The following is a 24,010-nucleotide window of genomic DNA, read 5'->3' as shown; positions in this document are numbered from 1 at the left end:
GTGCATTCCTATATGACTAAAACTTTATACCCGCATTCTGCAGGCGCAACATTTCCAAAAATGTTGCGCCTGTTTGCGTTACCGGTGGCTACACTCCTGCTGGTTATCATTGATCGCTTTTCGGGCGGTATGAACAGCGCGCATGTCAATATGTTGGCTGCTATCGCAATCGTCCTAGCAGGCATCCCGCACGGAACACTCGACGTTGAAATCGCCGCCGCTCATTTCGGGCAAAAGGGGTTTGCTGGTAAGGCCAAAATAATTGGCGGCTACCTTGGCTGTGCAGCCGCTATGGTGCTTTTATGGCTACGACTGCCTGAGCTTGCACTGATTTCGTTTTTGATTATTTCAATCGTCCATTTCAGCCGCGATTGGCGCGACGGAGTTGACCCGTTTCTGGCTATGATGGTCGGATGGGCTTTGGTGGCATTACCCGCACTTGCCAGCCCTGACGATGTCGCAATGATATTCGCAGCGTTAACGGGAAGCAATAATGGCACGGTGATAGCCGCGCTGCTTGGTGCGGCGTCGGTTCCGGCAGCGTTGGGCAGTCTCGTTTTTGCCTATTGGGCATTCCGCCATGATGACGCGCAAAGCGCGATGGAGGTACTCGCCTGCATCGCAGCTGCCTTATTCCTGCCGCCACTTGTGGCATTTGCGATATTCTTCTGCGGGCTCCATTCGCCGCGGCACATGGCCGACGCACTTCGCGAGACAGGTGACCTGTCGCCATTGAAGAAGACCGCTATCATAATCGCGGTATTCGCGCTGTCATTGGGCCTGGGCGTATTGATGTTCCTGTTTCAAGGCGATGTTCCCGCTGACATGGGGATTGTAAGGACAGCCTTCATTCTGATATCCACTCTGACTGTCCCGCATTTCATTCTTGAACATATTTTGTCGGACAAAAAACCCGGGTAAAATCGCCCTGTTCAACGCCCTTGCCTCAATCGGCAAAGCGCGGCACATCATGCTGGTCTTAATCGGGAGTGTATCATGAAATTCCGTGCCCTCATGCTGTGCAGCAGCATTGCCCTTGTCACCTTTTCATCCGCGGCGCATGCCAAATTGTCTGCGCCAGAAACCAAAATGGTCGCGCTCGTCGACGCGGAATATGAACGATCCATCACCTTATTAGAAAAGCTGGTGAACCAGAATTCCGGCACCATGAATTTCCCAGGCGTAAAGACCGTTGGTGACATGATGCGGGCAGAACTGGAACCGCTGGGTTTCAAGGTACAATGGATTGATATGGCCAAGGCCGGCCGTTCGGGGCATCTTGTCGCAACCAAGGCAGGTAAAAAGGGTGCGAAGAGACTCTTGCTCATTGCCCATCTCGACACTGTGTTTGAAGCGGACAGCCCGTTCCAGACCTTTGTCCGCAATGGTGATAAAGCGGTTGGCCCAGGTGCGGGCGATGACAAGGGCGGCATGGTGGTCATCGTGTCTGCCCTGCGCGCGATGCAAGCGGCGGGCACGTTGAAGGACGCAAGCATCGAAATCCATATGACGGGGGACGAAGAGGATGCTGGCGACCCGATTGATGTCACGCGTGCGCCGTTGATCGCAGCGGGCAAGACATCCGACGTGGCGCTCGATTTTGAGGGGCTTTCGATTGAAAATGGCAAAGACATGGGCGTCATATCACGGCGGTCATCAAACAGTTGGAAATTGGAAGTGTCCGGTGTCACGGGGCACAGTTCCCTGATATTTGACACCACTTATGGCGATGGTGCGGCTTTTGAACTTGCGCGTATCCTACATCGGTTTCGTACGGAGTTGCCCGAGCAGAATTTGACATTCAACGTCGGCCTTGTTGCGGCCGGACAGGAAGTGAATTTCGACAATGATGGTGTTCGCGTGAGTGCGAAAGGCAAGACCAACATCATTCCAGGCCTAGCCCTTGCGCGTGGTGATTTCCGGACTCTGTCGGAAGAGCAAAGCGTGCGTGTCCGCGCAAAAATGCTTGATATTGTTGCTGCATCAGCTCCGAAGACCAATGCCACGATCAGCTTTGATCCAGGAAGCTACCCTGCAATGGCACCAACGGAAGGCAACAAAGCGCTTCTAGATAATCTTAATGCCGTCAACCGTGACCTTGGCCTTGCGGAGCAACCCGCGCTGGACCCGTTGAAGCGTGGTGCGGGCGACATCAGCTTCGTAGCCAATGATGTGGATGGTCTTGTTGGGCTGGGCGTTTACAGCAAAGGCGACCACGCCCCTGGAGAGACCGTCGACCTGGCGAGTATCAAGCGTCAAGCGAAGCGGGCAGCGATATTGATGACGCGGCTTTCCAGCGGTAAGTAATGTTGGCCGCAAGGCATTACACAGCTCATTTAAACGGGGCGTACGCACCCATATACCGTCGTCCCAGCGCAGGCTGGGCCCCATCACGTCTGTCGGTCGAAAACGAAAGGCGCGATAGGCTCCAGCCAGCGCTGGAGCAACGGGGTTTTGTCTTTAGAAACGCGGGTTGTTAAAGTTGGAGCGGCCGTTTCGGCTTTCGCCGCCTTAGCCAACCCAAAAACATTGGCCGGGCGTTTCAGACCCCGTCACAGCGCATAACCCAAAGAAAAAGGCGGCGCATTTCTGCACCGCCTCTTCAATGTCGATTAGTTGGAAGTCGTTAGACTACCGACCCTCACGCGCAGCCTTACCGAAGACGCGATATTGTTCGTTACCGACAAATCCAAACTTCGAGATACCGCTGCGCTTCACAGACACCAGTGCCTTATCAACGGTGTCATAAGGCGCCGTTGGGGCTGGCTGGAACTGAAGCTCCGGCTCTGGGTTCATGGATGTGGTCCGGACCAAATATTGCTCCATTTGCTGCAATGTCACAGGCGTGCCATTCCATTGAATAGTGCTATCCGGCAGAATGATGATCTTGTTAATCACAGGATCAATCGGCACCTCAGGTGGAGGTGCATTAGGATCATTGACCGGAAGGTCAATATTTACGGCGTGCGAAACCGGGGGGATGGTGATCATCAGCATGATGAGGAGAACGAGCATGACGTCAATCAACGGCGTCGTGTTCATTTCCATCATCGGCTGGCCATCATCGTTACCGCCACTCATTGCCATGATGATTGCTCCTTAAATTGCTTACTGGACATTCGCGTTTTCGAATGGCGACGAAATGAAGCCAACGCGCGCGAAACCAGCCATTTGCATGGTGTAAATTGCACCACCGATACAACGATAGGGCGTGTTAATGTCACCACGGATATGCGCCTCAGGCAACATTTCAGGCAAGATTTGTCCGGCAGCAGCAGCAGCTTCGCCACCAAGCTTTTCAAATTCAGCCTTCAGATGCTTTGCAGCGCGATCGACTAATTCCGTGGAATCGACTGGGGTAACATTCCAGTAAATGCGACACTCGCCTCCAGGGTTTGCACCCTGATATGCGGGGTCACCTGGATCACGTCCGCCGACATCAGTTGTGGTCACTGACAACAAAACATTTTCACGCTTTGCTTTCGTTGGCTCAAATTTGATGATCGGAATATCCATTTTCACCGTTTGAATGGCGACCGGAATTGCGATGAGGAACACGATGAGGAGCACCAGCATGACGTCGACGAGCGGCGTCGTGTTGATGTCAGACATTGGCGCATCATTGCCGCCGCCTCCTGAACTGATTGCCATTGGCCAATCCTCTTCTAACTAAATTGGGTCAAAAATCGAGCGCCAGCACATGCTGGCGGACGGGCTGCGCGCAAACGCAGCCCTCACCCAATCTTACTTCTTAGCTGCTACTGGCGCTGGCTTACCTGGTGCTGCTGCAGCAGGAACGGCAGGCTTCACGCGGCCACCCGAAGAAATGTAACCGAGTACATCATTCGAGAATGTCGACAAGCTACGTGCGATCGTCTTGTTACGGGCCTGAAGCCAGTTGTAAGCAAGAACAGCAGGAACAGCAACGAACAGACCAATTGCGGTCATGATCAATGCTTCACCAACTGGACCAGCAATCTTGCCGATATCAGCCTGACCGGCGATACCGATTTTGATCAGCGCGGAGTAGATACCAATAACCGTACCAAGCAGACCAACGAACGGAGCTGTTGCACCAACTGTTGCGAGGAACGGAAGGCCGCTCGCCAACTTGTTGTTGATCGAATCTTCCGAACGGGCCATCGCGCCGTGCAACCAATCATGTGCTTCGATTGGATCAGTCAAAAGGCCATGCTGCTTTTGTGCTGCGATGCCGTCGTCGACGACTTGACGATATGCGCTGTTCTTGTCGAGCTTGGCAGCGCCTTCTTCGAGCGTTGCAGCACGCCAGAATTGCGCGCGAACTTCTTTATACTGGTTCAGGACCTTCTGCTGTTCAAACAGTTTCGTGAACATAATGTAAAACGAAAAGACCGACATGATAACCATGACGATGAAAATCGACCATGAAATTGGACCACCTTCGTTCAGTGCAGGGATAAGACCGAATTGTGCGGCCACATCTGGGTTTGCGGTACCAGCCGCAGTCAGAAACAAAATCGACATTTTAACTACCTCTCAAAAAATAGAACTATCTAGCAAAAACGACCCGGCGCGAAGGCTCCCCCTTTCGCCGAGCCACAAAATTATTTCGGTATCTGCCACCGAACACGGTTAGCGTAGGAACCTTGAACCTTTTCACCGTTACGAACGGCAGGCTCAAAGCGCGCACGGCGCTTTACGTTGCTGCATGTTGCAGCATCCAGATCGTCGTGACCGCTTGACTGCGTAACCACGCAGTCAATGACGCGACCATCAACGCCAATGGTAACGCGGAAACCGGTGGTGCCTTCACGCTCCTGCTGCAACGCGCGCGACGGATAGTCGTTCGTGTTGGCCCAATTGCCTGGATTGCCACGTGGCTTTGCTTCAGAAGATGGCCCCGCCGGTGGAGGTGGCGCTGGTGGCGCTGCCGTAGGCACAATAGGTGCAGATGGTGGCGGCGTAGCAACGGTACGAATCGTTGGCGGCGGCGTCACCGTCTGAACCAGTGGCGGAGGCGAAACAACCGGAGGCTCGATCTGCTTTTCGGGCTCTGGTGGCGGCTCTTCTTCTTCGGGTGGCTCTTCTTCCTTCACGTCAACGACGGTCATCTTTTCCTTGATGGTCGCGACCGCGTCATACGCAAGACCCGTAACCAAGGCATAACCGAGGAAAGCGTGAAGTAGGATAACAATGATGACAGAAACCAAACGGTTCGTGCTCATCCCATCTTGATCAGCATATGCCATGCGGAAAAAACTCTCCTACCTTCAAAACAAAACAGTACATCGTTTGAGCATGCTTTGAACACGCCCCTAATGCACCCCTGCGATATCGAATTCTGTCTTTTTTTTTGCTCGATTCACCGACGCATTAGCCAACCCTTACGGGCCTAGCAATCCGGATTCTGCGATTAAGTCGCAATTCATGGATGGGTAGGCAATATCCTGCAATATGATAGAGGCTTAAACGAGGTCCACAGACGGGCAAAGAAAAGGATTATGAATGCGATTCGTTACTGCAAAAACGGGTTTGTGCTTGATTTTATTAGGACTCAGCGCGGCAACATCGGCGCAAGCACCAGTTGATCTGCCACCATCCTTTGTGATTGAGGCTGATAAGGCAAGCTATGCAGATATTGCCGATTTGGTGGTGATAGCGCCCCTTATTGTCGATGTGACCGTTCGAAATGTCCGAAAATTGCCCGCTGAACAATCTGCAGGTGTCCCGAGTTCGCTTGAACGCGTGCTGGTTGAAGCCGACGTCATGGCCCTGATTCGCGGCGAAGGCGGCATCACGCCGCGCGTCCGCTTCCTGCTTGATGTGCCCAAAAACGCGAAAGGGAAAATTCCCAAACTCCAAAAACAGCGCATATATCTGTTTGGCCGACAAGTGACCGGTCGCCCAGGCGAAATTCAGCTGGCACGACCAAATGCGATGGCCTTATTTAGCACAACGAACGATGCGCTCGTCCGCACCATCACGAAGGAGGCTGTCCAAGCGAACGCACCGCGACGTATTGCCAGCGTGAGCAGCGCTTTTCACAGCGCCGGGACAGTTTTGGGGGAAGGCGAAACGCAGATTTTCTTAAAAACGGATAATGATCAGCCGCTATCTCTCACGATATTGAGCCGTCCGGGCCAGCAAAAACAATGGGCCGTCTCCACCGCCGAAGTCATTGACGCATCCGCAACTGCCCCGCAGCGCTTTACATTTTTGTGGTATCGCCTCGCTTGCGGACTTCCGCGCTCGTTGCCTTCTGACCGGGTTGAAGGCGCATCAAATGCAGATACTGCCCGTGCGCAGGCCGACTATAAGTTTGTCATCGAATCGCTGGGCCCTTGTGGGCGCAAGCGTTAAGAGTATCTCAAATGCGTAAAGGGCTAAAAAGCACACTTATTTCGAGATGATAGCGACAACGGCCTAAGGACCTTTAGCGCGATGCGCCCGGCACCCATAAAATGTCCCCGCCACGTGTCGCATTGATCAAGCGGCACAAAGTGAAGAGATAGTCCGACAGCCGATTCAGATAGTGCAACGCTTGCGGATTGATTGCCACATCAAGCGATGCAGCTACAAGCGCACGCTCCGCCCGACGCGAGATCACCCGCGCCATATGCATCTGTGCGGCGGGCAAGCTGCCGCCGGGCAGAATGAAGCTGGTCAGCGGCGGAAGTTGCGCATTGGCATTATCAATCGCAGCCTCAAGCCATTCAACCTGTGATGCGACGATCCGCAATTCCATCGCCGAAGGTTCAAAGCTTTCCCCCGGCGTGGCAACATCTGCGCCTAAGTCAAACAGGTCGTTTTGAATCCGGCGCAGTTCTTGCACCAATACTGTGTCGCCTTCGTCTGTTACCAAGGACTGGATCGCAACGCCCAAGGCAGAATTGGTTTCGTCGATTTCGCCAATCGCGTGCAATCGAGAATCCGTTTTCGACACACGTGAGCCGTCAACTAAGCCTGTCGTGCCATCGTCGCCCGTCCGCGTATAAATTTTGTTGAGCTTAACCATGATCGCTAAGCTTATTGCGATCCGGCAACGACCACCAATATGGCCAGGAGCACAATTGTGATTGCCTGCCATTTTACACGGGCAAACATCATCTTGTTCTGCACCGCCAACGATTTTGGCAGGCCAGACTCATCCACGTCAGCCGGACGCAAATTGGCAAAAGCATGCAACCCGCGGATTAACGCGAAAGCAACGGCACCAGCGGCACCAATGATGAGGAGAACCAACAATATAGTCATCGGGAGAAATCCTTGTTCAGGGCCAATACCCCGTTCCCCTCATTTAAGCATCAGATAAGGAAATTCCAAGCGGAAGCATTCGGTGACGCAAATTATCCATAAGTTCCGCTGAACTTTCACTTGCCAAACGGCGGGCGGACAAAGCGGGTGACGATTTGCTCTTAGCCAATTTTTCGTCCGCGCTGTCCAGCAAGAGCGGGTGATGCCAATAGACTGGCTCCGGCAAGTCGAGCAATGTCTGCAGCAGCCGATGAATGGCGGTATAGGCAAACAGGTCCTTGCCGCGCACGACATAAGTTATTCCATCTGCGGCATCGTCAACGGTCGCTGCGAGATGATAAGATGCCGGGGCATCTTTGCGCCATAAAACAACATCGCCAAAGGCTATCGGGTCAGCAAATTGCTTCCCCGCCGTCAAATCCGTCCACATAAGCGGGCCAGCCAAGTCGGCGGCCTTCTTAGAGTCGAGGCGCCAACTATATGGGCCATCTCCTGCAAAGGGCAGCTCCAGGCACGTGCCCGGATAATGCGAGCCATCGGGGCCATGGGGCACAGGCTTATGCTTTAACGCTTCGGATATGTCGCCTCTGGTGCAACCGCAGCGATATAATAAGCCAGCGGAAACCAGCCGGTCACGCGCGGCCACGTAACGGGCGGTATGCTGCGATTGGAACTGCACCTTACCGTCATGCGTAAGGCCAAGCCACTGCATATCAGCAAGGATCGCATGGATATGCTCGGGTCGACTGCGCGTACCGTCAATATCCTCAATACGAAGGCGAAACTGACCACCAAAGGCACGCGCGAATTCATGGGCACATAGCGCCGAAAAGGCGTGACCTAAATGTAACTGCCCATTGGGACTCGGGGCAAATCTGGTGACCACCTTGCCATTCGGTTCCACGAGCTCACCCAAGTAGGAATAAATGAATTCTAAGGCCGTCAAAAAATTATCCCCAATTATACCACATTCAGTAGCTTTACCCTATTGACGCAACAATATGTGCAAATAGGTTGGCCACTGTCAGAATGCTGTAACGCAAATAAGCTTAAAGCATGTATGACAAAAGGGGAGTAGGGTTCGACTGATGTTGCATACCGGAACTTTCGAAGCAGCTGCCCGGGCAAGGCACCCGGAAAATTGTCCTGCACTGGTGCTGAATGCAGATTACACACCATTAAGCTATTACCCGCTGAGCCTTTGGCCGTGGCAGACCGCAATTAAGGCTGTCTTTCTTGATAAGGTCGACATTGTCTCCAACTATGACCGGCATGTGCATAGTCCAAATTTGGACATGAAAATTCCGTCGGTCATTGCACTGCGCCAATATGTGAAGCCTTCGGAATATCCCGCATTCACGCGTTTCAACCTCTTCCTGCGCGATAAGTTCGAATGCCAATATTGTGGGTCGGGTGACAATTTAACCTTTGACCATGTCGTCCCACGTCGCTTGGGCGGCATTACAAGCTGGGAGAATGTCACCACCGCTTGTTTGCACTGCAACCTCAAAAAAGGTGGTCGCACCCCAAAGCAGGCGCATATGCAGCTGAATATGGCAGCGATCCGGCCGACAAGCTGGCAATTGCAAGACCGAGGCCGCGCGTTTCCGCCGAACCATCTGCATGAAACCTGGCACGACTGGTTGTACTGGGATATTGAGCTAGAGGGCTAAGCCCTTATTTCGTCACCCTTAAAGCTGGCACTGCCCTTGCCGCATCCTCGGGCGTAATGCCGGGCGGCGGCGCGGCAGCGATCCGTTCTTCGCCGCGCATGACACGGCCTGCACGTCTAATCGCGCCGCGTAACCGTGGGTAAATCCCACAGCGGCAAAGATTGGTGATCGCCGCGTCAATTTCGGCATCAGTGGGATTGTTGTTTTTCTTCAGCAACACCGACGCCGCCATGATGACGCCGGAAATGCAAAAGCCACATTGTGGAACATTGCCGGCCACAAACACTTGCTGCAACGGATGGCTCCGGTCACGGCTCAGACCCTCAATCGTTGTGACAAAGCGCCCTTCCGCCTCCGCGATAGTCACAAGACATGAGCGGATGGCTTCACCATCAATTTCGACCATGCATGCACCGCAATCGCCAATGCCGCAGCCATATTTGGTCCCCGTCAAGTTGGACGCATCGCGCAACGCCCACAATAAGGGCGTTTGCGGATCCATTTTATAATGGACCGGTCGGTCGTTGACAGTGAATTTGGTCATCACTCCCCTCTTAATGCGTTCATCCCGGGCAGTGGTTAATCCCGCCAGCTTTTGTCGATCTGGTCGACCTTACGCACCATCGCATCAAATTCTACTCGACCTGATCCGCCGGGGGGCGATGCCATGTATAAATCGCGCTGATGCACGGCGATAACTTCGGGCGACACCGTGATCGGCTTACCCATTTGCAGCGTCGCCATCTGATGCTCGCACGCGCGCTGAAGCGCCCAATATTTGATAAAGGCATCAGTGAGCGTCTTACCCATGACAACAGGGCCATGGTTGCGCAGCATCAATATCCTTTTGTCGCCGAGATGTTCGACCAGCCGCGCACCCTCTTCGTCGCGCACGGTGACGCCTTCAAAGTCATGATACGCCAGCTGCCCCATGAAGTTGCACGCGTAGAAATTCACAGGTTGTAAGCCGCCCTCAAGACTGCACACAGCCACAGTTGCCGTGGTATGCGTGTGAATAATCGCGTGCGCATCGGGCAAGGTGCGATGGAACAGGCTGTGTTGGACAAAGCCCGCCTTGTTCACATGCCACGGGTTATCGACGTCAATCTTGTTGCCATCAATATCGATTTTGATGAGGCTCGATGCGGTAATCTCACCGAAATGCATGCCATAAGGGTTGATCAAAAACGCCCCTTCTTCGTCGGGCACTTTGACCGTGATATGGTTGAACACAAGTTCATCCCAGCCAAACATCGAAAATATCCGGTAACAGGCCGCAAGCTCTTGCCGTGCGGTCCATTCCGCCTCGCTATACTTGCTATTTGACTTTAATTGGGTGGCCATGCGCTCTCTCCTGCTCTTCAGTTGCGTTGCATTATGAAACGAACAGGGCGTGAGGGCAAGTATTAGGCGCTTGAACCAAGACCGATTGTTTCCCGCAAGCGACTTCGTCAAACTGCAACCAAGCCCGCAAAAAGCGCCATTTCCGCTTGATATTTGGAGGCGACATAGGTAGGGGCCACATCAACACGCCGCCTGTGACCGCGGCGATTTTCGTTTTTAGCCTTTCAAAGTGGCCGTTTTAAGCCATTTTGCCGATTCGATGCGGAGTTGAGTTTTTTATGCAAATCATGGTTCGCGACAATAATGTTGATCAAGCCCTACGCGCGCTGAAGAAGAAGTTGCAGCGTGAAGGCGTGTATCGCGAAATGAAGCTTCGTCGTCATTTTGAAAAGCCATCGGAAAAGCGCGCCCGTGAAAAGGCTGCTGCTGTCCGTCGCGCCCGCAAAATGGAGCGCAAGCAACAGGAACGTGACGGCGCGAAATAAGCGTCTGCACTCTGCAACAAGGAAAGCGCCTTTCATTGGCGCTTTTTTTGTGTCTAGAATCCGCGCTGCATTCTGCTAGTCAGCGCGCAACACAGCCAATAGGAATTTTCTATGTCCGTCACTGCCGTTCCCATTCAGCCACTTAAAAAAGGTTCACTCACCAAATATTGGGCTGCGATTGCGTTGGTTCTCGCTATGGGCGGCGGTCTTGCTTATTGGGGCACCAGCGACGTGCGGCAAGAATTTGGTGATGTTGTGACGACGTCATCCGGCCTGCGCTACAAGATCATCGAAGCTGGCGAAGGTCCTAACCCTACGGACAATGATGTGGTGCTTGTGAGCTACAAGGGTATGTTGATGGACGGCACCGTTTTTGACCAAAACCCGCAAGCCGGCTTTCCTGTCACTGGCGTCGTTCCAGGCTTTTCCGAAGGCCTGAAGATTATGCAGCGCGGCGGAAAATACCGCCTGTGGATTCCCGCCGATCTTGGCTATGGACCGGAGGATCAGCGCAACCCGCAAACGGGCGAAGTCGCCATTCCCGGGGGAAGCGAACTGACCTTCGATGTCGAGCTGCTCGAATTCAAGTCGCGCGCCGAAATTGAAGCAATGCAAAAGCAAATGCAGGAAATGCAGCAACAGCAGGGCAGTGCTGGCGGCGCGGCAGAGGGTCTACCGCCTGAAATTCAGGCGCAAATTGACGCTCAAATGCGCGGTCAGTAATTGCGGAGGCCTAGATCCCCTGCAACAAACCTTCATCCTTAATGCGCTTTTGCCAATAAGCGGGCGCTAATTGGTGGACATTGTTGCCATCGCTATCGACGGCGACGGTGACGGGGAAGTCCTGCACTTCAAATTCGTAAATGGCTTCCATGCCTAAATCGGCAAAGCCCACAACTGTGCTGCCCTTGATTGCGCGGGCAACGAGGTAGGCTGCGCCGCCAACGGCCATAAGATAGGCGCTCTTGTGCTTGGCGATGGCTTGCGTTGCCGCGGGGCCGCGCTCTGCCTTGCCAACACAAGCGAGTAGACCTTGCTCCAGCATCATGTCCATGAACTTATCCATGCGGGTGGCCGTGGTGGGCCCTGCCGGTCCAACAATCTCCTCGCCAACAGGATCAACTGGTCCAACATAATAGATCATGCGGCCCTTGAAGCTGACGGGCAATTCTTCGCCTTTGGCCAGCATATCGGCAATGCGCTTATGGGCAGCATCCCGACCAGTCAGCATCTTTCCGTTGAGAAGCAAGCGGTCGCCCTGTTTCCAGCCTGCCACAATCTCAGGCGTCAACCTATCGAGATCAACGCGAATAGCCGCAGCATCGGGTTTCCAATCCACCTCAGGCCATTCGTCCAACTTTGGCGCCTCAAGATAGGCTGGGCCCGCGCCATCCAAAGTAAAATGCGCATGGCGCGTGGCGGCGCAATTGGGGATCATAGCAACGGGCTTACCGGCAGCATGGCATGGCGCATCCATGATCTTCACATCGAGGATGGTTGAGAGTCCTCCAAGCCCTTGCGCGCCAATGCCAAGCGCATTGACCTTGTCAAAAATCTCAATGCGCATGGCTTCAATGTCGTTTTGCGGCCCGCGCGCCTTCAATGGCCCCATGTCGATGGGCTCCATTAGCGCTTGTTTAGCCAGCAGCACGCAATGCTCAGCCGTGCCGCCAATGCCGATGCCCAACATGCCGGGCGGGCACCAGCCAGCACCCATCTGCGGCAGCATTTCCAGGACCCAATCGACTATATTGTCTGACGGATTCATCATCTTGAACTTCGACTTATTCTCGCTGCCACCACCCTTGGCGGCAACGTCGACGGACACTTTGGAACCGGGGACTAGGTCGACATGTAGGACGCAAGGCGTATTGTCCTTGGTATTGCGCCGCGTAAAAGCTGGGTCTGCAAGCACAGAGGCCCGCAGCTTGTTTTCAGGGTGTAGATAGGCGCGGCGGACGCCTTCATCGATTACGTCTTGTAAGGATGCAGAGGTATCCTCCAAACGGCAATCCATGCCCCATTTGACGAAGACGTTAACGATACCCGTATCTTGGCAGATCGGCCGATGCCCCTCTGCGCACATGCGGCTGTTGGTAAGGATTTGCGCGATGGCGTCCTTTGCAGCTGGCGATTGCTCCGCCACATAAGCGTCACCCAAGGCACGGATATAATCCATCGGGTGAAAGTAGCTGATATATTGCAACGCGTCGGCCACGCTCTCTATCAAGTCGGCATTGCGGATGATTACAGTCATGTCGGCCCCTACGTTTTAAGTATGCCACGCCCCATAACGCGCTGGACCGCCTATTCAAGCGTCATTGCAAATCCTAGTTTGCAAGCACGGCCAGAATGCCGAATACGCGCCCTCAACCGATAGATTCATTTTGGCGTAAAAAAATATGCCTTGCGCCATTTTACATCTTGCGCGCTGAATTTCACTTAGCAAGTCCGCGCGTCGCTCGTGCTGACCACCTGCCGAGGTGCGACGAATGGAATCACATTAGCGACGAATGGAGCGCAAGATTTTGTATTTACCCTCTTGCGTCAAAAAATGAATAAGGCACTATAGGTAGCGGTTGGCCACAGGGGGCATTACCACAAATTGTGCTTTAAGCTTCAGTAGACAAATGTGTCGGCGGGAGCATGTTTCCCGTCGATAAGCTGGGGACAAGTCAAAATACTCCCCCTGACAAGGTCAAAGAATGCTAACAGGGAGTTTCGCGCCCTGAGTCGAACAATATGGGAACATTGGTTCCCGCCAAGATACAGCTGGTCGCTGGATGTCGGAAAACCGACGCCCAGTTTCGGGTCGCCGCAATGAATGGAGCTACAGGTTAAAATGGATTTCAGGGATACAGGCCAAGGGGCCGACGACATGACCGCAGGAATGATGACAGATATGCTTGAAAAAGTAGCTGAAGCGGCAAAAGCCGAGATCGCTGAAGCCAAAGCGCCTGCGTCGAGCAAGTCTGTCGACGTCCGTCGTTTCAATGTCGTCACCGATTCTTCACGCGATGCCTTGTTGACCGAATTCGGCAAGGACACGTTGCAGGACCGTTATCTTCTGCCCGATGAGAGCTATCAGGACCTGTTTGCACGCGTTGCGTCGGCTTATGCCGATGATGAGGCGCATGCGCAGCGCCTGTATGACTATATCTCACGCCTCTGGTTCATGCCGGCAACGCCCGTCTTGTCCAACGGCGGCACGGGCCGCGGCCTGCCGATCAGCTGCTATTTGAACTCCGTCGATGACAGCTTGGAAGGCATCGTCAACACCTGGAACGAAAATGTCTGGCTCGCGTCACGCGGCGGCGGCATTGGTACGTATTGGGGTAATGTCCGTGGCATTGGTGAGCCTGTTGGCCTCAACGGCAAGACCAGCGGTATTATTCCGTTTGTTCGCGTCATGGACAGCCTGACACTGGCGATTTCGCAAGGTTCGCTGCGTCGCGGTTCGGCAGCCTGCTATCTGGATGTTAGCCATCCCGAAATCGAAGAGTTCCTCGAAATCCGCAAGCCGTCGGGCGATTTCAACCGTAAGGCGTTGAACCTGCACCATGGTGTATTGCTGTCCGACGAATTTATGGAAGCCGTCCGCGCTGGCGAAGAATTCAACCTGCGCAGCCCCAAAACAGGCGAAGTGCGCAGCACGGTCGATGCGCGGTCCTTGTTCCAGAAGCTGGTAGAAACCCGCCTTGCAACCGGTGAGCCTTATATCATCTTCAGCGACACCGTGAACAACGCGATGCCAAAGCATCACCGCGATCTGGGCTTGAAGGTTTCGACATCGAATCTCTGTTCGGAAATCACCTTGCCAACGGGTCGTGACCATTTGGGCAATGACCGGACGGCCGTATGCTGCCTGTCGTCCTTGAACCTTGAAAAATGGGACGAATGGAACGGCGACAAGGTCTTCATCGAAGACGTGATGCGCATGCTCGACAATGTGCTGCAGGACTTCATTGATCGCGCGCCACCCGAAATGTCGCGGGCGAAATATTCGGCGAGCCGTGAGCGGTCGATCGGCCTTGGCGTTATGGGCTATCACAGCTTCCTGCAATCCCGCGGCGTCGGCTTTGAAAGCGCGCTTGCCAAATCTTGGAATATGAAGTTCTTCAAACATGTCCGCGCGCAAGTGGACGAAGCATCGATGATGCTCGCCAACGAACGTGGCGCCTGCCCAGACGCTGAGGAAATGGGCGTGATGGAGCGTTTCTCCTGCAAGATGGCGATCGCGCCAACCGCATCGATTTCGATCATCTGCGGCGGCACCAGCGCGTGTATTGAACCGATCCCGGCCAATATCTACACGCACAAAACCTTGTCGGGCAGCTTCATCGTCAAGAACCCCTATCTCGAAAAACTGTTGCAGGAAAAGTCGAAGGATTCGACCAATGTCTGGAACAGCATTTTGGAAAAGGGCGGTTCGGTCCAGCATCTCGATTTCCTCACGCCAGAGGAAAAGGACACGTTCAAAACCAGCTTCGAAATCGACCAGCGTTGGTTGATCGAACTGGCCGCGGACCGCACGCCATATATCGACCAGGCAACATCGCTGAACCTCTATATTCCTGCCGATGTGGAAAAATGGGACCTTCTCATGCTCCACTTCCGCGCATGGGAATTGGGCGTGAAGTCGCTTTATTATCTGCGTTCGAAATCGATTCAGCGTGCCGGTTTTGCGGGCGGGGTTGAGGCGGATAACACCGCAGAAGCGCCCGTTATCGAGCTTGCCGCCCAAACCGATTATGAAGAATGCTTGGCCTGCCAGTGACGTCGCCCCAGCGTAGGCTGGGGCCCATCACGTCTCGCAGTCGAAACCGATAGACGAGATAGGCGCCAGCCTCCGCTGGAGCGACGATAGATAAAACAGGGGAAAATCCCCACATATCTCCCTTATGGGAGAAAAATTGGAGCACCGAAGATGTCATTGTTAGAAGCACGTAACAGCTACAAACCCTTTGAATATCCTTGGGCCTATGACTTCTGGAAACGCCAGCAGCAGATCCATTGGCTGCCCGAAGAAGTGCCCTTGGGCGAGGATTGCCGCGATTGGGCGCAAAAGCTTTCGGACCATGAACGCAATTTGCTGACGCAGATTTTCCGTTTCTTCACGCAAGCCGATATCGAGGTGCAGAATTGCTACCACGAACATTATGGCCGCGTGTTCAAGCCGACTGAAGTCAAGATGATGCTCACCGCCTTTTCCAACATGGAAACCGTCCATGTCGCGGCCTACAGCCATTTGCTCGACACCATCGGCATGCCCGAGAGCGAATATTCGGCGTTCCTCGAATATGAAGAAATGGCGGCCAAGGTCGATTATATCCACCAATTCGGCGTCGATAGCGATGAAGACATTGCCCGCACTTTGGCGATGTTCGGCGGCTTTACCGAAGGGCTGCAGTTGTTCGCATCCTTCGCCATGCTGATGAACTTCCCACGCTTCAACAAGATGAAGGGCATGGGGCAGATCGTTTCGTGGTCTGTCCGCGACGAAAGCCTTCATTGCGAAGGCATTACCAAGCTGTTCCACGCCTTCTGCGCCGAGCGTGGCTGCCTGACCAAGTCGGTGAAGGAAGACATTATCGATTGCTGCCAGAAGGTCGTCCGTCTGGAAGATAATTTCATCGACCTCGCCTTCGAAATGGGCCCCGTCCCCGGCATGACCGCCAAGGAAATCAAGCGTTACATCCGCTACATCGCCGATTGGCGCCTGGGTCAGCTTGGCTTCCAACCCATCTACATGGTCGAAGACCACCCGCTGCCATGGCTCGCGCCATTGTTGAACGGTGTTGAGCACGCCAACTTCTTCGAAACCCGCGCGACCGAGTACAGCAAGGCGTCGACACGCGGCGATTGGGGCCAAGTATGGAACAGCTTCGACAACCGTAAGAAGAAAAGCATCATCGGCATTGAGGCAGCCGCCGAAAATGACGGCATGGACATGTTTGAACAAGCAGGCGTTGCTGCAGAGTAAGCCTTCTCCATGATCTGATTTAAACGCCATCGCGTTAGACATTCCCGCTGCCGCGCTTCTGCAAAGAGGCGCGGCAGTTTTTTGTGCGCAACACGTTGGGGCGAGGTCCGCCCGCATGTCCGAAGGGGCGCTACTGATATGGGCGTGTTTGGGGCGGCGATAAGGCTGGTCAGCACCAGCTGCGTCGGCCGCCTTCATAATAACGCGCAAGGCCTTCTTCGACCAACAGTTCGCCCAGGCTTTGGCCACCGCGCGTCAATATGCGCAATTTGCGGCCATAGCGATCTTCGTCGCGGTTGATGCTTTGCAAGGTGAAGGGACCGGCATTGACGAGTTGGTGTAGCCGCCGCGTGGCCGCGGCACCGCGCGCTGCCTCCGCCGCGCAGCGCGGTTGATGCGTTTCGGGGGTGTCGATATCGGCAATGCGGATCTTGCTACCGCGATACCAGATCGTGTCGCCATCCACGACGCAGTTCGGGCCCCCGCCGCTTTTGCACAGGCCGAATGCCGCGCTTTCGGCATCGCGCGCGCCTGCCGCCAGCGCGGAATCGGATGACGCCCACGCGCCCCCAAAAATGGCAGCCGACAGCATCAGCGTCAGCGAGAAAAACCGAGTCATATGTGCACTGGACCTTTTGCGCATGTGAGCAGGGTCCGTACGCCGGGCATTTACGCATGACTTCGTAAACACCGCCGACATCCGGACATCGCCGCGTAATCATAACATATTTTACATAATAGGCCATCATTTGCCGCCAAGCGCGCTGCATTGGGTCGGATGTGGATGCAACAAGCTGCCGCTATCATCATACAAAAGCCGCCGGGATTGCGCCCGGCGGCTTCATATGTGGGCTTTGCCCAATGGCGGTTCCGAAGGATTAGAAACGGACGCCTAGGCCAATAACCGCCTGATGACGGTCAACGTCGATCTGACGATCATAATCATTTTCACCGATGTCGAGATTCTTATAGTTAGAATAACGATATTCCGCCTTGATGAAGCCACTTGGCCCAAGCAGGTTGAATTTTTGCTCCATTCCGGCGCCAATCCGATAGCCATCGGCCGTGACACCATTGTTGAAAATCGTGCCTGCGCCATTGTCAAAACGGCCTTCAAACTTTGCATTGGTGTAACCACCCTTGGCATAGATCATCGTTGATGGCGAAACAGCAAAGCCAAGGCGCGCGCCGACATATAGATCGCGGTCGGTGTTCAACCGGAACGAGTCGCCCGTGGCGAACAAGTCATTGGCCACGCCGTTAACGTCGGAATCGGCAAATTCACCTTCGATACCGGCAATCACGCCGCCCATTTGAAAGTCGTAACCAGCGACCACGCCATACATTAAATCACCGTCACCATCGGCCACATCGTCATAACCGACAAGTGCTTCGATATGCGGCCCTGTGAACGGCGCATTCTCCTGCGCAAAGGCAGGGGTTGCAAGTGCAGTGGAGAGGAAGGCTGCACCAATTAAAAATTTACGCATTTTCATTTTCCATTTTCAGTCAAACTGACGCCATTCTTGCGACGTCGTTAACCAAATGCGGCAGGGGCGTGGATAGTTGCATGAATGTAAAACAACAAATTGCTGTGACATTATAGGCACGCTTTAGGTTCGCTAGAAACCCACTTGCCCTGACCGTCCGATATGGACATGAATGCCGCATGGATCACACGCCGCAGCCCGCCACAGCATTCAAAATCCTGACCGCCGCGCAATGGGCGCAATTTGAAGCGGACGGCGTCTTTCACGGCGCGCCTGTCGATCTGGCGGATGGCTATATCCATCTATCAACGCAAGATCAGGTTCAGGGCACGTTGGACAAGCACTTCGCCGGACAAGAGGGTCTTGTGATTGCCGAGGTGGATTTAACCCTGCTCAAGGATGTGATTAAATGGGAGCCGTCACGCGGCGGTGCACTTTTCCCGCATATTTACGGCGATTTGCCCATGCACGCGATTATGGGGCATTTGATCCAGATCAAAGCATGACGTTATTTCCGACGCCATAAGGGCCTTCTTAACCGAAGGAAACTGTTATGGACGTCATCCAAATTCCCGCCGTCGCCCTTTTCATGGGCATGCTCACATCATTTACGCTGGCCATGCTGTACGTCACTGTGGGCGACGCTATTCGACGTTAGGCTGTCGACGCCCTCTTATGTCTGGGCGGGAGATCACAAGGGTTTTTCGTAAATGCGATAGACCTTGTTAATCTCGCCATTCATGGCCTCACCCACCGATTGCATCGGGCCATTGTCGTCTAATACCCAGCCAAATTCGCCGCGCGAGGCACCAAATTTACTCGTTGAATCATGGCGAATATAGGCGACCATCATAAACGCCAATTGGCTGGCCAATCGTGTTGCCTGCAATTTCTTGACCACACCCATCAACGGCACACGCATGCTGCGGACCTTAGGCGCGCGGAGCCACCACAGCAGCTTTGCCCAGTTGAACGGGAACAGAGATCCGCCGAAAGTGCCGATTTTCTCATTGATATCAGGCCATGTCATCATGAATGCCACAGGCTCTCCATCAACCTCCGCAATGCGGATTAAATCATTATATACGATGGGTTTAAGCTGCTTGCCGGTATGCGCCACTTCTGCATCCGTGATAGGCACAAAGCCCCAATTTCCACTCCATGCATCATTCAATATCGACAATATGATAGCCGCTTCGGCATCAAAATTGGCCTTATTGACCTTACGAATGACAATCCGTTCATTGCGCTCACCCGACGCGACGATACGTTGCACCAGAGGCGGCAAGGGCACATCAATCGGTATGTGATAGGTATAAAGGTCTTTGACCCCCGCATAGCCCGCCGCCTGTATCCACGCGCCATAAGCAGGGTTATGATGCCCCATCAGCACCGTTGGTGGGTGATCATGACCTTGCACCAATAATCCCGGCTCTTCCCAGATCGACAGGCTCAATGGCCCCATTGCGCGGACCATTTTTTTGTCGCGCAGCCAGCCTTCTGCTGTTGCGATCAATATCTTTGCCACTTCGGCGTCTTCGGCTTCGAAAAACCCCCAATTACCCACACCCGGCCCCATGCCCTGTTCGGGGGGCTGCGCCAAAGCGAGATAATCCAAATGCGCCGAAATACGGCCGACAATATGTCCGTTCCGCTCGGCCAAAAACAACTGTGCTTCGCCATGTTCGAACCACGGGTTCTTACCTGGCGTGATCGTTGCCATGACGTCGCTTTTCAAGGGCGGCACCCAGTTCGGATCGTCCGCATATAAGCGGAAAGGCAGGTCGACAAAGGCTTGTTTGTCAGCCTTTGTCGTAACCGGACGAATGTTGATATCTGTCATATGCTATCCCTGAAACCTTATGCGATCTGCGCCGTTCATTCTTCGGTGCGGACTAAAACCGTTTCGCCTATCAAGAAGAACAACAAAAACGGCCCCCATGCCGCAATCCAAGGCGGATATGCGCCCAGATTACCCATCGCCAAGGCAAAGTTATCCGCCACAAAATAGGTAAAGCCCAAGGCCATACCGATGACCGCCCGCAAAAAGAGCGCGCCGGACCGAGCAAGGCCAAAAGCCGCCACAGCGCCGAGCAAGGGCATCAACAATGTGGACAATGGCCCGGATAGCTTGTGCCATAATATGCCTTCAAGGTTATCCGTGCGGCGGCCAGCGGCCTTAAGATCGTCGATTGCACGCATGAGTGGCAGGAAAGCAAGACTGTCACCATCCACTTTGACCACATTGAACCTGTCGGGTGTGATACCTTTACCCACGATAAGGGCTTCGGCGCGCGTTTCGGTTGTTGTCGCCACATTGAACGAGCGTGTCTTTTCAAGTTGCCAAGCTTCGCCGGTATAGCGCGCGCGGGTAGCGGTGATCACTTGTCGCAGCCCGCCATTGGCGCGCAGATATACCCGGACGTCCTCCAGCACAGTGTCGTTGCCAGAACCAAGAACATTGCCGGCTTTGATAAGATCGTCGCCCTCACGCACCCATATAATGCTGCGGCCGTTGTTATCGGGTGCCACCGCGCCATATTCCGCTTTTTGCCATACTTTTAACTGCGCGGTGTTGGGTGCAACGACGGTATCGTTGAAAACAAAGGATATTAGTGCAACACCCAGGCTGGCAACAAACATAGGCGCCAAAATTTGATGCGCCGATAATCCAGCTGCTTTCATCGCCACCACTTCGCTGTTCTGGCTTAGCCCGGCAAAAGTGATCAGGGTTCCAAGCAATACGGAGAATGGCAGAAATCTTGCAATAATCTGCGGCGCGCGCATCGAAATATAATGCAGCACATCGCCTTGGTCATTCCCAGGAACCGAGAGGATTTTGCCGCTTTCACCCAGCAGATCCAGCGTCATCAATATCAAAACGAGCATCATCAGCACCGCAAAGCTGCGAATGATGAATAGCTTTGCCATATAGATGGTGATGTTACGCGATGGGAAGAAATGCATGGCCTATGTCTCCGCCGATTGAGCAGGCATGCCAATGGTCGCAAGCCGCGATTTTCGGCCGAACCGGAATATGCGCTTTACCCATTTGCCGCTTTTTGTAGCAAATATTTCTAGCGCGCCAATCGGTTGCCCGCCCGGTACATGCGCGATGATATGGTACATCCAAAGAATGAGTGCTGCAAAAAGCAAGAATGGCACCCACAGAGCAATGATGGGGTCAACGATGCCCATACCACCCACGTCTTCGGCATATTCATTGATCTTATGATAGGTCACCACCATCACAATTGACAAAAACACCCCAAGCGCCGACGTTGATCGCTTCGGCGGAATCGCCAATGCCAATGCAAGCAATGGTAGCAACAGCATCATGGCGACTTCCGCCAAGCGGAAATGGAAATTGGCCCAAGCCCGGTTGCGATCAAGCGCTGGTTTCTGGGCATCCAAGCCGATTTGTACCAGCTCAGTGATTAGATATTCGCGATCTTTGCCACCACGTGTGCGGAAATTTTCGATCTTTGGCAATGGAATGGGGATGTCATGGCTGGTAAAGCTTAACACCCGCGGCGATGAATAATTGGGTGCATCATGAACAAGGGTTCCTTTCTCAAGCCGTAGCAAAATCGTGTCAGGATCATCAGTCCGCAGAAACTGACCCTGCTCCGATGTTACTGCAATGGTTTGGCCGCTGTTGCTTTGCGCGAAAACAAAAAGACCCGACAGTGCATTGCCGTTATTGCGGCTCTCTTCGATGCGGACGGTCAGGTTTTTGCCAACATTGTTAAACTCCCCCACCCGTACTTTCGCGCCAAAGGCACCTGAACGTAGTTCAAAGCGCAGCTCTTCATACAAATAGCGCGAGCTTGGTTGAATAAATCCAACGATCGCAAAATTGACGGCGGCAAGGGCGATTGCGAGCATGAATGGAACACGCAACAGGCGAAAATAACTCATGCCCACTGCGCGAAAAATGTCGAGTTCTGAGGATGTCGCCAATCGGCGGAAGGCCAGCAAGATGCCAAGCAGCAGGCCGATGGGGATACCCAAGGACAAATATTCGGGCACAAGGTTGGCAAGCATGCGCCACACGACGCTGACCGGTCCGCCTTCTGCTGCCACAAAGTCAAACAGGTTCAGCATCTTTTCCAGCAGCAATAATGATGCGGCAATTGCGAGGGTCGCAAGCAGCGGCAACATTACCAGCCGGAAGATGTAGCGGTCAGTGGCAGTTAGAAATTTCAACTTATGGTCGCCCTGTCACCCTAATTTGGCCGCAAACTCACCCGATAGACGTTTACAGGTTCAGGGGCAATATCGATGCTATCCGAAAAAGTGCGGATCACAGACATGAAGTTCCAGGAGTATTGAGATGAAAAAATGTGTCGCTCTTGTGGCTGTGGTTGGTCTGATTTTGGTTTCCGGCGCGTCTGCGGCCAACCAAGAGCTGAATAATGATATGTCACGATGCACGTCGGGCAATGGGCCGGCTGTGCTCGTTCAGATACGCGGCGTTAAGGAATCGAGCGGGAAAATCCGCGTTCAGTCCTATCCCGCAATTCCCGGTGCATGGTTGGCAAAGGGCCGCTGGCTGCAACGTGTCGAAAGCCCCGCCACTGAAGGCAGCATGAATATCTGTATCCCGGTTCCTGCCGAAGGCAAATATGGCATCGCAGTCCGGCATGATCGCAATGGCAATGGCAAGACTGACATTAGCCAAGACGGCGGCGGTTTTTCCAACAACCCAAGCATCAGCATTCTGAATTTGGGCAAGCCGTCGGTTAACAAGGTTGCTTTCGAAGCTGGACCGGGCGTTACGCGTATTACAGTCAATCTGAAATATATGTGAGGGTTGTTATTTGGCTTTAGTGGCGCTCCTTTCGAACCCGAATTCAACTGGCAACCGATCTATGTTGCCAGCCGTTCGCACCTATTGCGCCAAAAATCCGGATATATTCCATTATGAAGTCGAGGAAATCGGCCAGATCGCCAAAGCTTTGGAGATGATTGCGCGCGTCAAGCCCAAGGTGCTGGTCATCAACGGCGGCGATGGCACGGTGCAATCCGCCCTGACAGAACTTTATCATGGCGGTCATTTCGAAGGCACTCCGCCACCAGTGGCTGTATTGCCCAATGGCAAGACGAACCTCATTGCCTTGGACTTGGGCGCAGAAGGCGACCCGTTGGAGGCGCTTTCGCGGATTATTGAAGTCGCAAAAGGCGACCTGTCAAAGCATATCGTGGTGCGCGAACTCATTGCCCTGAGCGATGGCAGCGAAGGTGCGCGTCCGGTTCTGGGCATGTTTTTGGGCGGTGCAGGACTTGCCGAAACGATTTTATATTGTCGGCACAAAATTTACCCCTTGGGCCTGCCCAACGGACTGAGCCATTTTTTGACCGCAATTGCCGTTTTGTTTTCGACAATTGTTCGTGTTCCGGCAAGCTTCCTGCCCCAACGATCCAAACCCGTCAGCATCTCATTCATCCGCAATGGTGAGTTGCATGGCACATTTTCCGTGCTGATTGTGACGACGTTGGAAAAGCTGTTATTGGGTGGCCAGGCTGGCAATGACAAGCAACGCGGGCTGATGAAATTTCTAGCGGTGGACCAAAAACCAATGGCCATGCTTAAAATGATCGCCGCGTCGCTACGGGGCAAATTAGGGCAAACCCCAATGACCGGCGTGCATTTCCAACAAGGTGATGTCATCCGCATTGACAGTGAACAAAGCAGCGTTGTTCTGGACGGCGAAGTATTTCAGGCCCATCGCGGCAGTCCCATTGTTCTTCGTTCGACACCGCCCGTCCCGTTCTTGAAACTGGCCGCTTAACAAG

Annotated in this window: 26 protein-coding genes; 11 read left to right on the top strand and 15 right to left on the bottom strand. The window is 53.8% G+C overall.

The window, feature by feature from the left end; all coding sequences use genetic code 11:
* Positions 1–12 precede the first annotated feature (12 nt).
* Positions 13–921, top strand: a complete 909-nt coding sequence (locus tag ACILP4_RS02630; protein ID WP_395619195.1) for a Brp/Blh family beta-carotene 15,15'-dioxygenase — start codon at positions 13–15, stop codon at positions 919–921.
* A 75-nt stretch (positions 922–996) separates the two neighbouring features.
* Entirely contained in the window at positions 997–2,307 is a 1,311-nt protein-coding gene (locus ACILP4_RS02625; RefSeq protein WP_395619194.1) for a M20/M25/M40 family metallo-hydrolase, read from the top strand.
* A gap of 324 nt (positions 2,308–2,631) precedes the next feature.
* On the opposite strand, the gene ACILP4_RS02620 is transcribed toward ACILP4_RS02625, so the two are convergent.
* The 4 genes from ACILP4_RS02620 to ACILP4_RS02605 form a co-directional block, all read right to left on the bottom strand.
* On the bottom strand, positions 2,632–3,087 hold the full coding sequence (locus ACILP4_RS02620; RefSeq protein ID WP_395619193.1) for an ExbD/TolR family protein: 456 nt from the start codon (positions 3,085–3,087) through the stop codon (positions 2,632–2,634).
* Between the two features lie 21 nt (positions 3,088–3,108).
* Positions 3,109–3,651, bottom strand: coding sequence for an ExbD/TolR family protein (locus ACILP4_RS02615; protein ID WP_395619192.1), 543 nt, complete (start codon positions 3,649–3,651; stop codon positions 3,109–3,111).
* Between the two features lie 93 nt (positions 3,652–3,744).
* Entirely contained in the window at positions 3,745–4,506 is a 762-nt protein-coding gene (locus ACILP4_RS02610) for a MotA/TolQ/ExbB proton channel family protein (protein ID WP_395619191.1), read from the bottom strand.
* Between the two features lie 80 nt (positions 4,507–4,586).
* Positions 4,587–5,231, bottom strand: a complete 645-nt coding sequence (locus ACILP4_RS02605; protein ID WP_395619190.1) for an energy transducer TonB — start codon at positions 5,229–5,231, stop codon at positions 4,587–4,589.
* Between the two features lie 256 nt (positions 5,232–5,487).
* On the opposite strand from ACILP4_RS02605, the gene ACILP4_RS02600 reads away from it, so the two are divergent.
* Positions 5,488–6,342, top strand: a complete 855-nt coding sequence (locus ACILP4_RS02600; RefSeq protein ID WP_395619189.1) for a hypothetical protein — start codon at positions 5,488–5,490, stop codon at positions 6,340–6,342.
* Positions 6,343–6,415: 73 nt separating this feature from the next.
* Here ACILP4_RS02600 and ACILP4_RS02595 read toward each other — a convergent pair whose 3' ends face one another.
* Genes ACILP4_RS02595 through gluQRS form a run of 3 tightly spaced genes read right to left on the bottom strand, consistent with a single transcriptional unit; the run spans position 6,416 to position 8,140 of the window.
* On the bottom strand, positions 6,416–6,997 hold the full coding sequence (locus tag ACILP4_RS02595) for a cob(I)yrinic acid a,c-diamide adenosyltransferase (RefSeq protein ID WP_395619188.1): 582 nt from the start codon (positions 6,995–6,997) through the stop codon (positions 6,416–6,418).
* An 11-nt stretch (positions 6,998–7,008) separates the two neighbouring features.
* Positions 7,009–7,236, bottom strand: coding sequence for a hypothetical protein (locus tag ACILP4_RS02590; protein WP_395619187.1), 228 nt, complete (start codon positions 7,234–7,236; stop codon positions 7,009–7,011).
* Between the two features lie 43 nt (positions 7,237–7,279).
* Positions 7,280–8,140: a tRNA glutamyl-Q(34) synthetase GluQRS gene (gluQRS, locus tag ACILP4_RS02585; RefSeq protein WP_395619186.1), complete on the bottom strand. Its 861-nt coding sequence runs from the start codon at positions 8,138–8,140 to the stop codon at positions 7,280–7,282.
* Positions 8,141–8,324: 184 nt separating this feature from the next.
* Between gluQRS and ACILP4_RS02580 the strand changes: the two genes are divergently transcribed.
* On the top strand, positions 8,325–8,909 hold the full coding sequence (locus ACILP4_RS02580) for an HNH endonuclease (protein ID WP_395619185.1): 585 nt from the start codon (positions 8,325–8,327) through the stop codon (positions 8,907–8,909).
* Positions 8,910–8,913: 4 nt separating this feature from the next.
* Here ACILP4_RS02580 and ACILP4_RS02575 read toward each other — a convergent pair whose 3' ends face one another.
* Positions 8,914–9,453, bottom strand: coding sequence for a (2Fe-2S)-binding protein (locus ACILP4_RS02575; protein ID WP_395619184.1), 540 nt, complete (start codon positions 9,451–9,453; stop codon positions 8,914–8,916).
* Positions 9,454–9,488: 35 nt separating this feature from the next.
* The gene (locus ACILP4_RS02570) at positions 9,489–10,253 is read right to left on the bottom strand and encodes a class II aldolase/adducin family protein (protein ID WP_395619183.1); all 765 of its coding nucleotides are present in this window, start codon (positions 10,251–10,253) and stop codon (positions 9,489–9,491) included.
* A 278-nt stretch (positions 10,254–10,531) separates the two neighbouring features.
* Between ACILP4_RS02570 and rpsU the strand changes: the two genes are divergently transcribed.
* Positions 10,532–10,738, top strand: coding sequence for a 30S ribosomal protein S21 (gene rpsU, locus ACILP4_RS02565; RefSeq protein ID WP_125231027.1), 207 nt, complete (start codon positions 10,532–10,534; stop codon positions 10,736–10,738).
* Positions 10,739–10,849: 111 nt separating this feature from the next.
* On the top strand, positions 10,850–11,461 hold the full coding sequence (locus tag ACILP4_RS02560; protein ID WP_395619182.1) for an FKBP-type peptidyl-prolyl cis-trans isomerase: 612 nt from the start codon (positions 10,850–10,852) through the stop codon (positions 11,459–11,461).
* Positions 11,462–11,471: 10 nt separating this feature from the next.
* Here ACILP4_RS02560 and ACILP4_RS02555 read toward each other — a convergent pair whose 3' ends face one another.
* Positions 11,472–12,995: a fumarate hydratase gene (locus ACILP4_RS02555; protein ID WP_395619181.1), complete on the bottom strand. Its 1,524-nt coding sequence runs from the start codon at positions 12,993–12,995 to the stop codon at positions 11,472–11,474.
* Positions 12,996–13,640: 645 nt separating this feature from the next.
* Here ACILP4_RS02555 and ACILP4_RS02550 point away from each other — a divergent pair.
* On the top strand, positions 13,641–15,515 hold the full coding sequence (locus tag ACILP4_RS02550; RefSeq protein WP_395619237.1) for a ribonucleoside-diphosphate reductase subunit alpha: 1,875 nt from the start codon (positions 13,641–13,643) through the stop codon (positions 15,513–15,515).
* Positions 15,516–15,665: 150 nt separating this feature from the next.
* Entirely contained in the window at positions 15,666–16,721 is a 1,056-nt protein-coding gene (locus ACILP4_RS02545) for a ribonucleotide-diphosphate reductase subunit beta (protein WP_395619180.1), read from the top strand.
* A 169-nt stretch (positions 16,722–16,890) separates the two neighbouring features.
* On the opposite strand, the gene ACILP4_RS02540 is transcribed toward ACILP4_RS02545, so the two are convergent.
* Together ACILP4_RS02540 and ACILP4_RS02535 are read right to left on the bottom strand one after the other, a co-directional pair.
* Positions 16,891–17,340 carry a thermonuclease family protein gene (locus tag ACILP4_RS02540; protein WP_395619179.1) on the bottom strand — a complete coding sequence of 150 codons (450 nt, stop codon included), beginning with the start codon at positions 17,338–17,340 and terminating at the stop codon, positions 16,891–16,893.
* A 259-nt stretch (positions 17,341–17,599) separates the two neighbouring features.
* Positions 17,600–18,211: an outer membrane protein gene (locus ACILP4_RS02535; RefSeq protein WP_395619178.1), complete on the bottom strand. Its 612-nt coding sequence runs from the start codon at positions 18,209–18,211 to the stop codon at positions 17,600–17,602.
* Between the two features lie 179 nt (positions 18,212–18,390).
* Between ACILP4_RS02535 and ACILP4_RS02530 the strand changes: the two genes are divergently transcribed.
* Complete coding sequence (locus ACILP4_RS02530; protein WP_395619177.1) at positions 18,391–18,717, top strand: DUF952 domain-containing protein; 327 nt, start codon at positions 18,391–18,393, stop codon at positions 18,715–18,717.
* A gap of 185 nt (positions 18,718–18,902) precedes the next feature.
* On the opposite strand, the gene ACILP4_RS02525 is transcribed toward ACILP4_RS02530, so the two are convergent.
* From ACILP4_RS02525 to lptF, 3 genes are read right to left on the bottom strand one after another with little or no spacing between them, the layout of a single operon-like run.
* Positions 18,903–20,054 carry an N-acetyltransferase gene (locus ACILP4_RS02525; protein WP_395619176.1) on the bottom strand — a complete coding sequence of 384 codons (1,152 nt, stop codon included), beginning with the start codon at positions 20,052–20,054 and terminating at the stop codon, positions 18,903–18,905.
* Between the two features lie 35 nt (positions 20,055–20,089).
* Positions 20,090–21,178, bottom strand: coding sequence for an LPS export ABC transporter permease LptG (lptG, locus tag ACILP4_RS02520; protein ID WP_395619175.1), 1,089 nt, complete (start codon positions 21,176–21,178; stop codon positions 20,090–20,092).
* 3 nt (positions 21,179–21,181) lie between these two features.
* Positions 21,182–22,420 (bottom strand): LPS export ABC transporter permease LptF, encoded by a 1,239-nt coding sequence (gene lptF, locus ACILP4_RS02515; protein WP_395619174.1) that lies wholly within the window; start codon positions 22,418–22,420, stop codon positions 21,182–21,184.
* Positions 22,421–22,547: 127 nt separating this feature from the next.
* Here lptF and ACILP4_RS02510 point away from each other — a divergent pair, with 127 nt between their 5' ends.
* Positions 22,548–23,024: a DUF2141 domain-containing protein gene (locus tag ACILP4_RS02510; protein ID WP_395619173.1), complete on the top strand. Its 477-nt coding sequence runs from the start codon at positions 22,548–22,550 to the stop codon at positions 23,022–23,024.
* A 10-nt stretch (positions 23,025–23,034) separates the two neighbouring features.
* The gene (locus ACILP4_RS02505; protein ID WP_395619172.1) at positions 23,035–24,006 is read left to right on the top strand and encodes a diacylglycerol/lipid kinase family protein; all 972 of its coding nucleotides are present in this window, start codon (positions 23,035–23,037) and stop codon (positions 24,004–24,006) included.
* The last annotated feature ends 4 nt before the right edge of the window (positions 24,007–24,010 follow it).

The organism is Sphingorhabdus sp. (assembly GCF_044239045.1).
GTDB lineage: Bacteria > Pseudomonadota > Alphaproteobacteria > Sphingomonadales > Sphingomonadaceae > Sphingorhabdus_B.
Note: the sequence above shows the minus strand (reverse complement) of the source record. Positions and strands in the feature narration are given on the sequence as shown.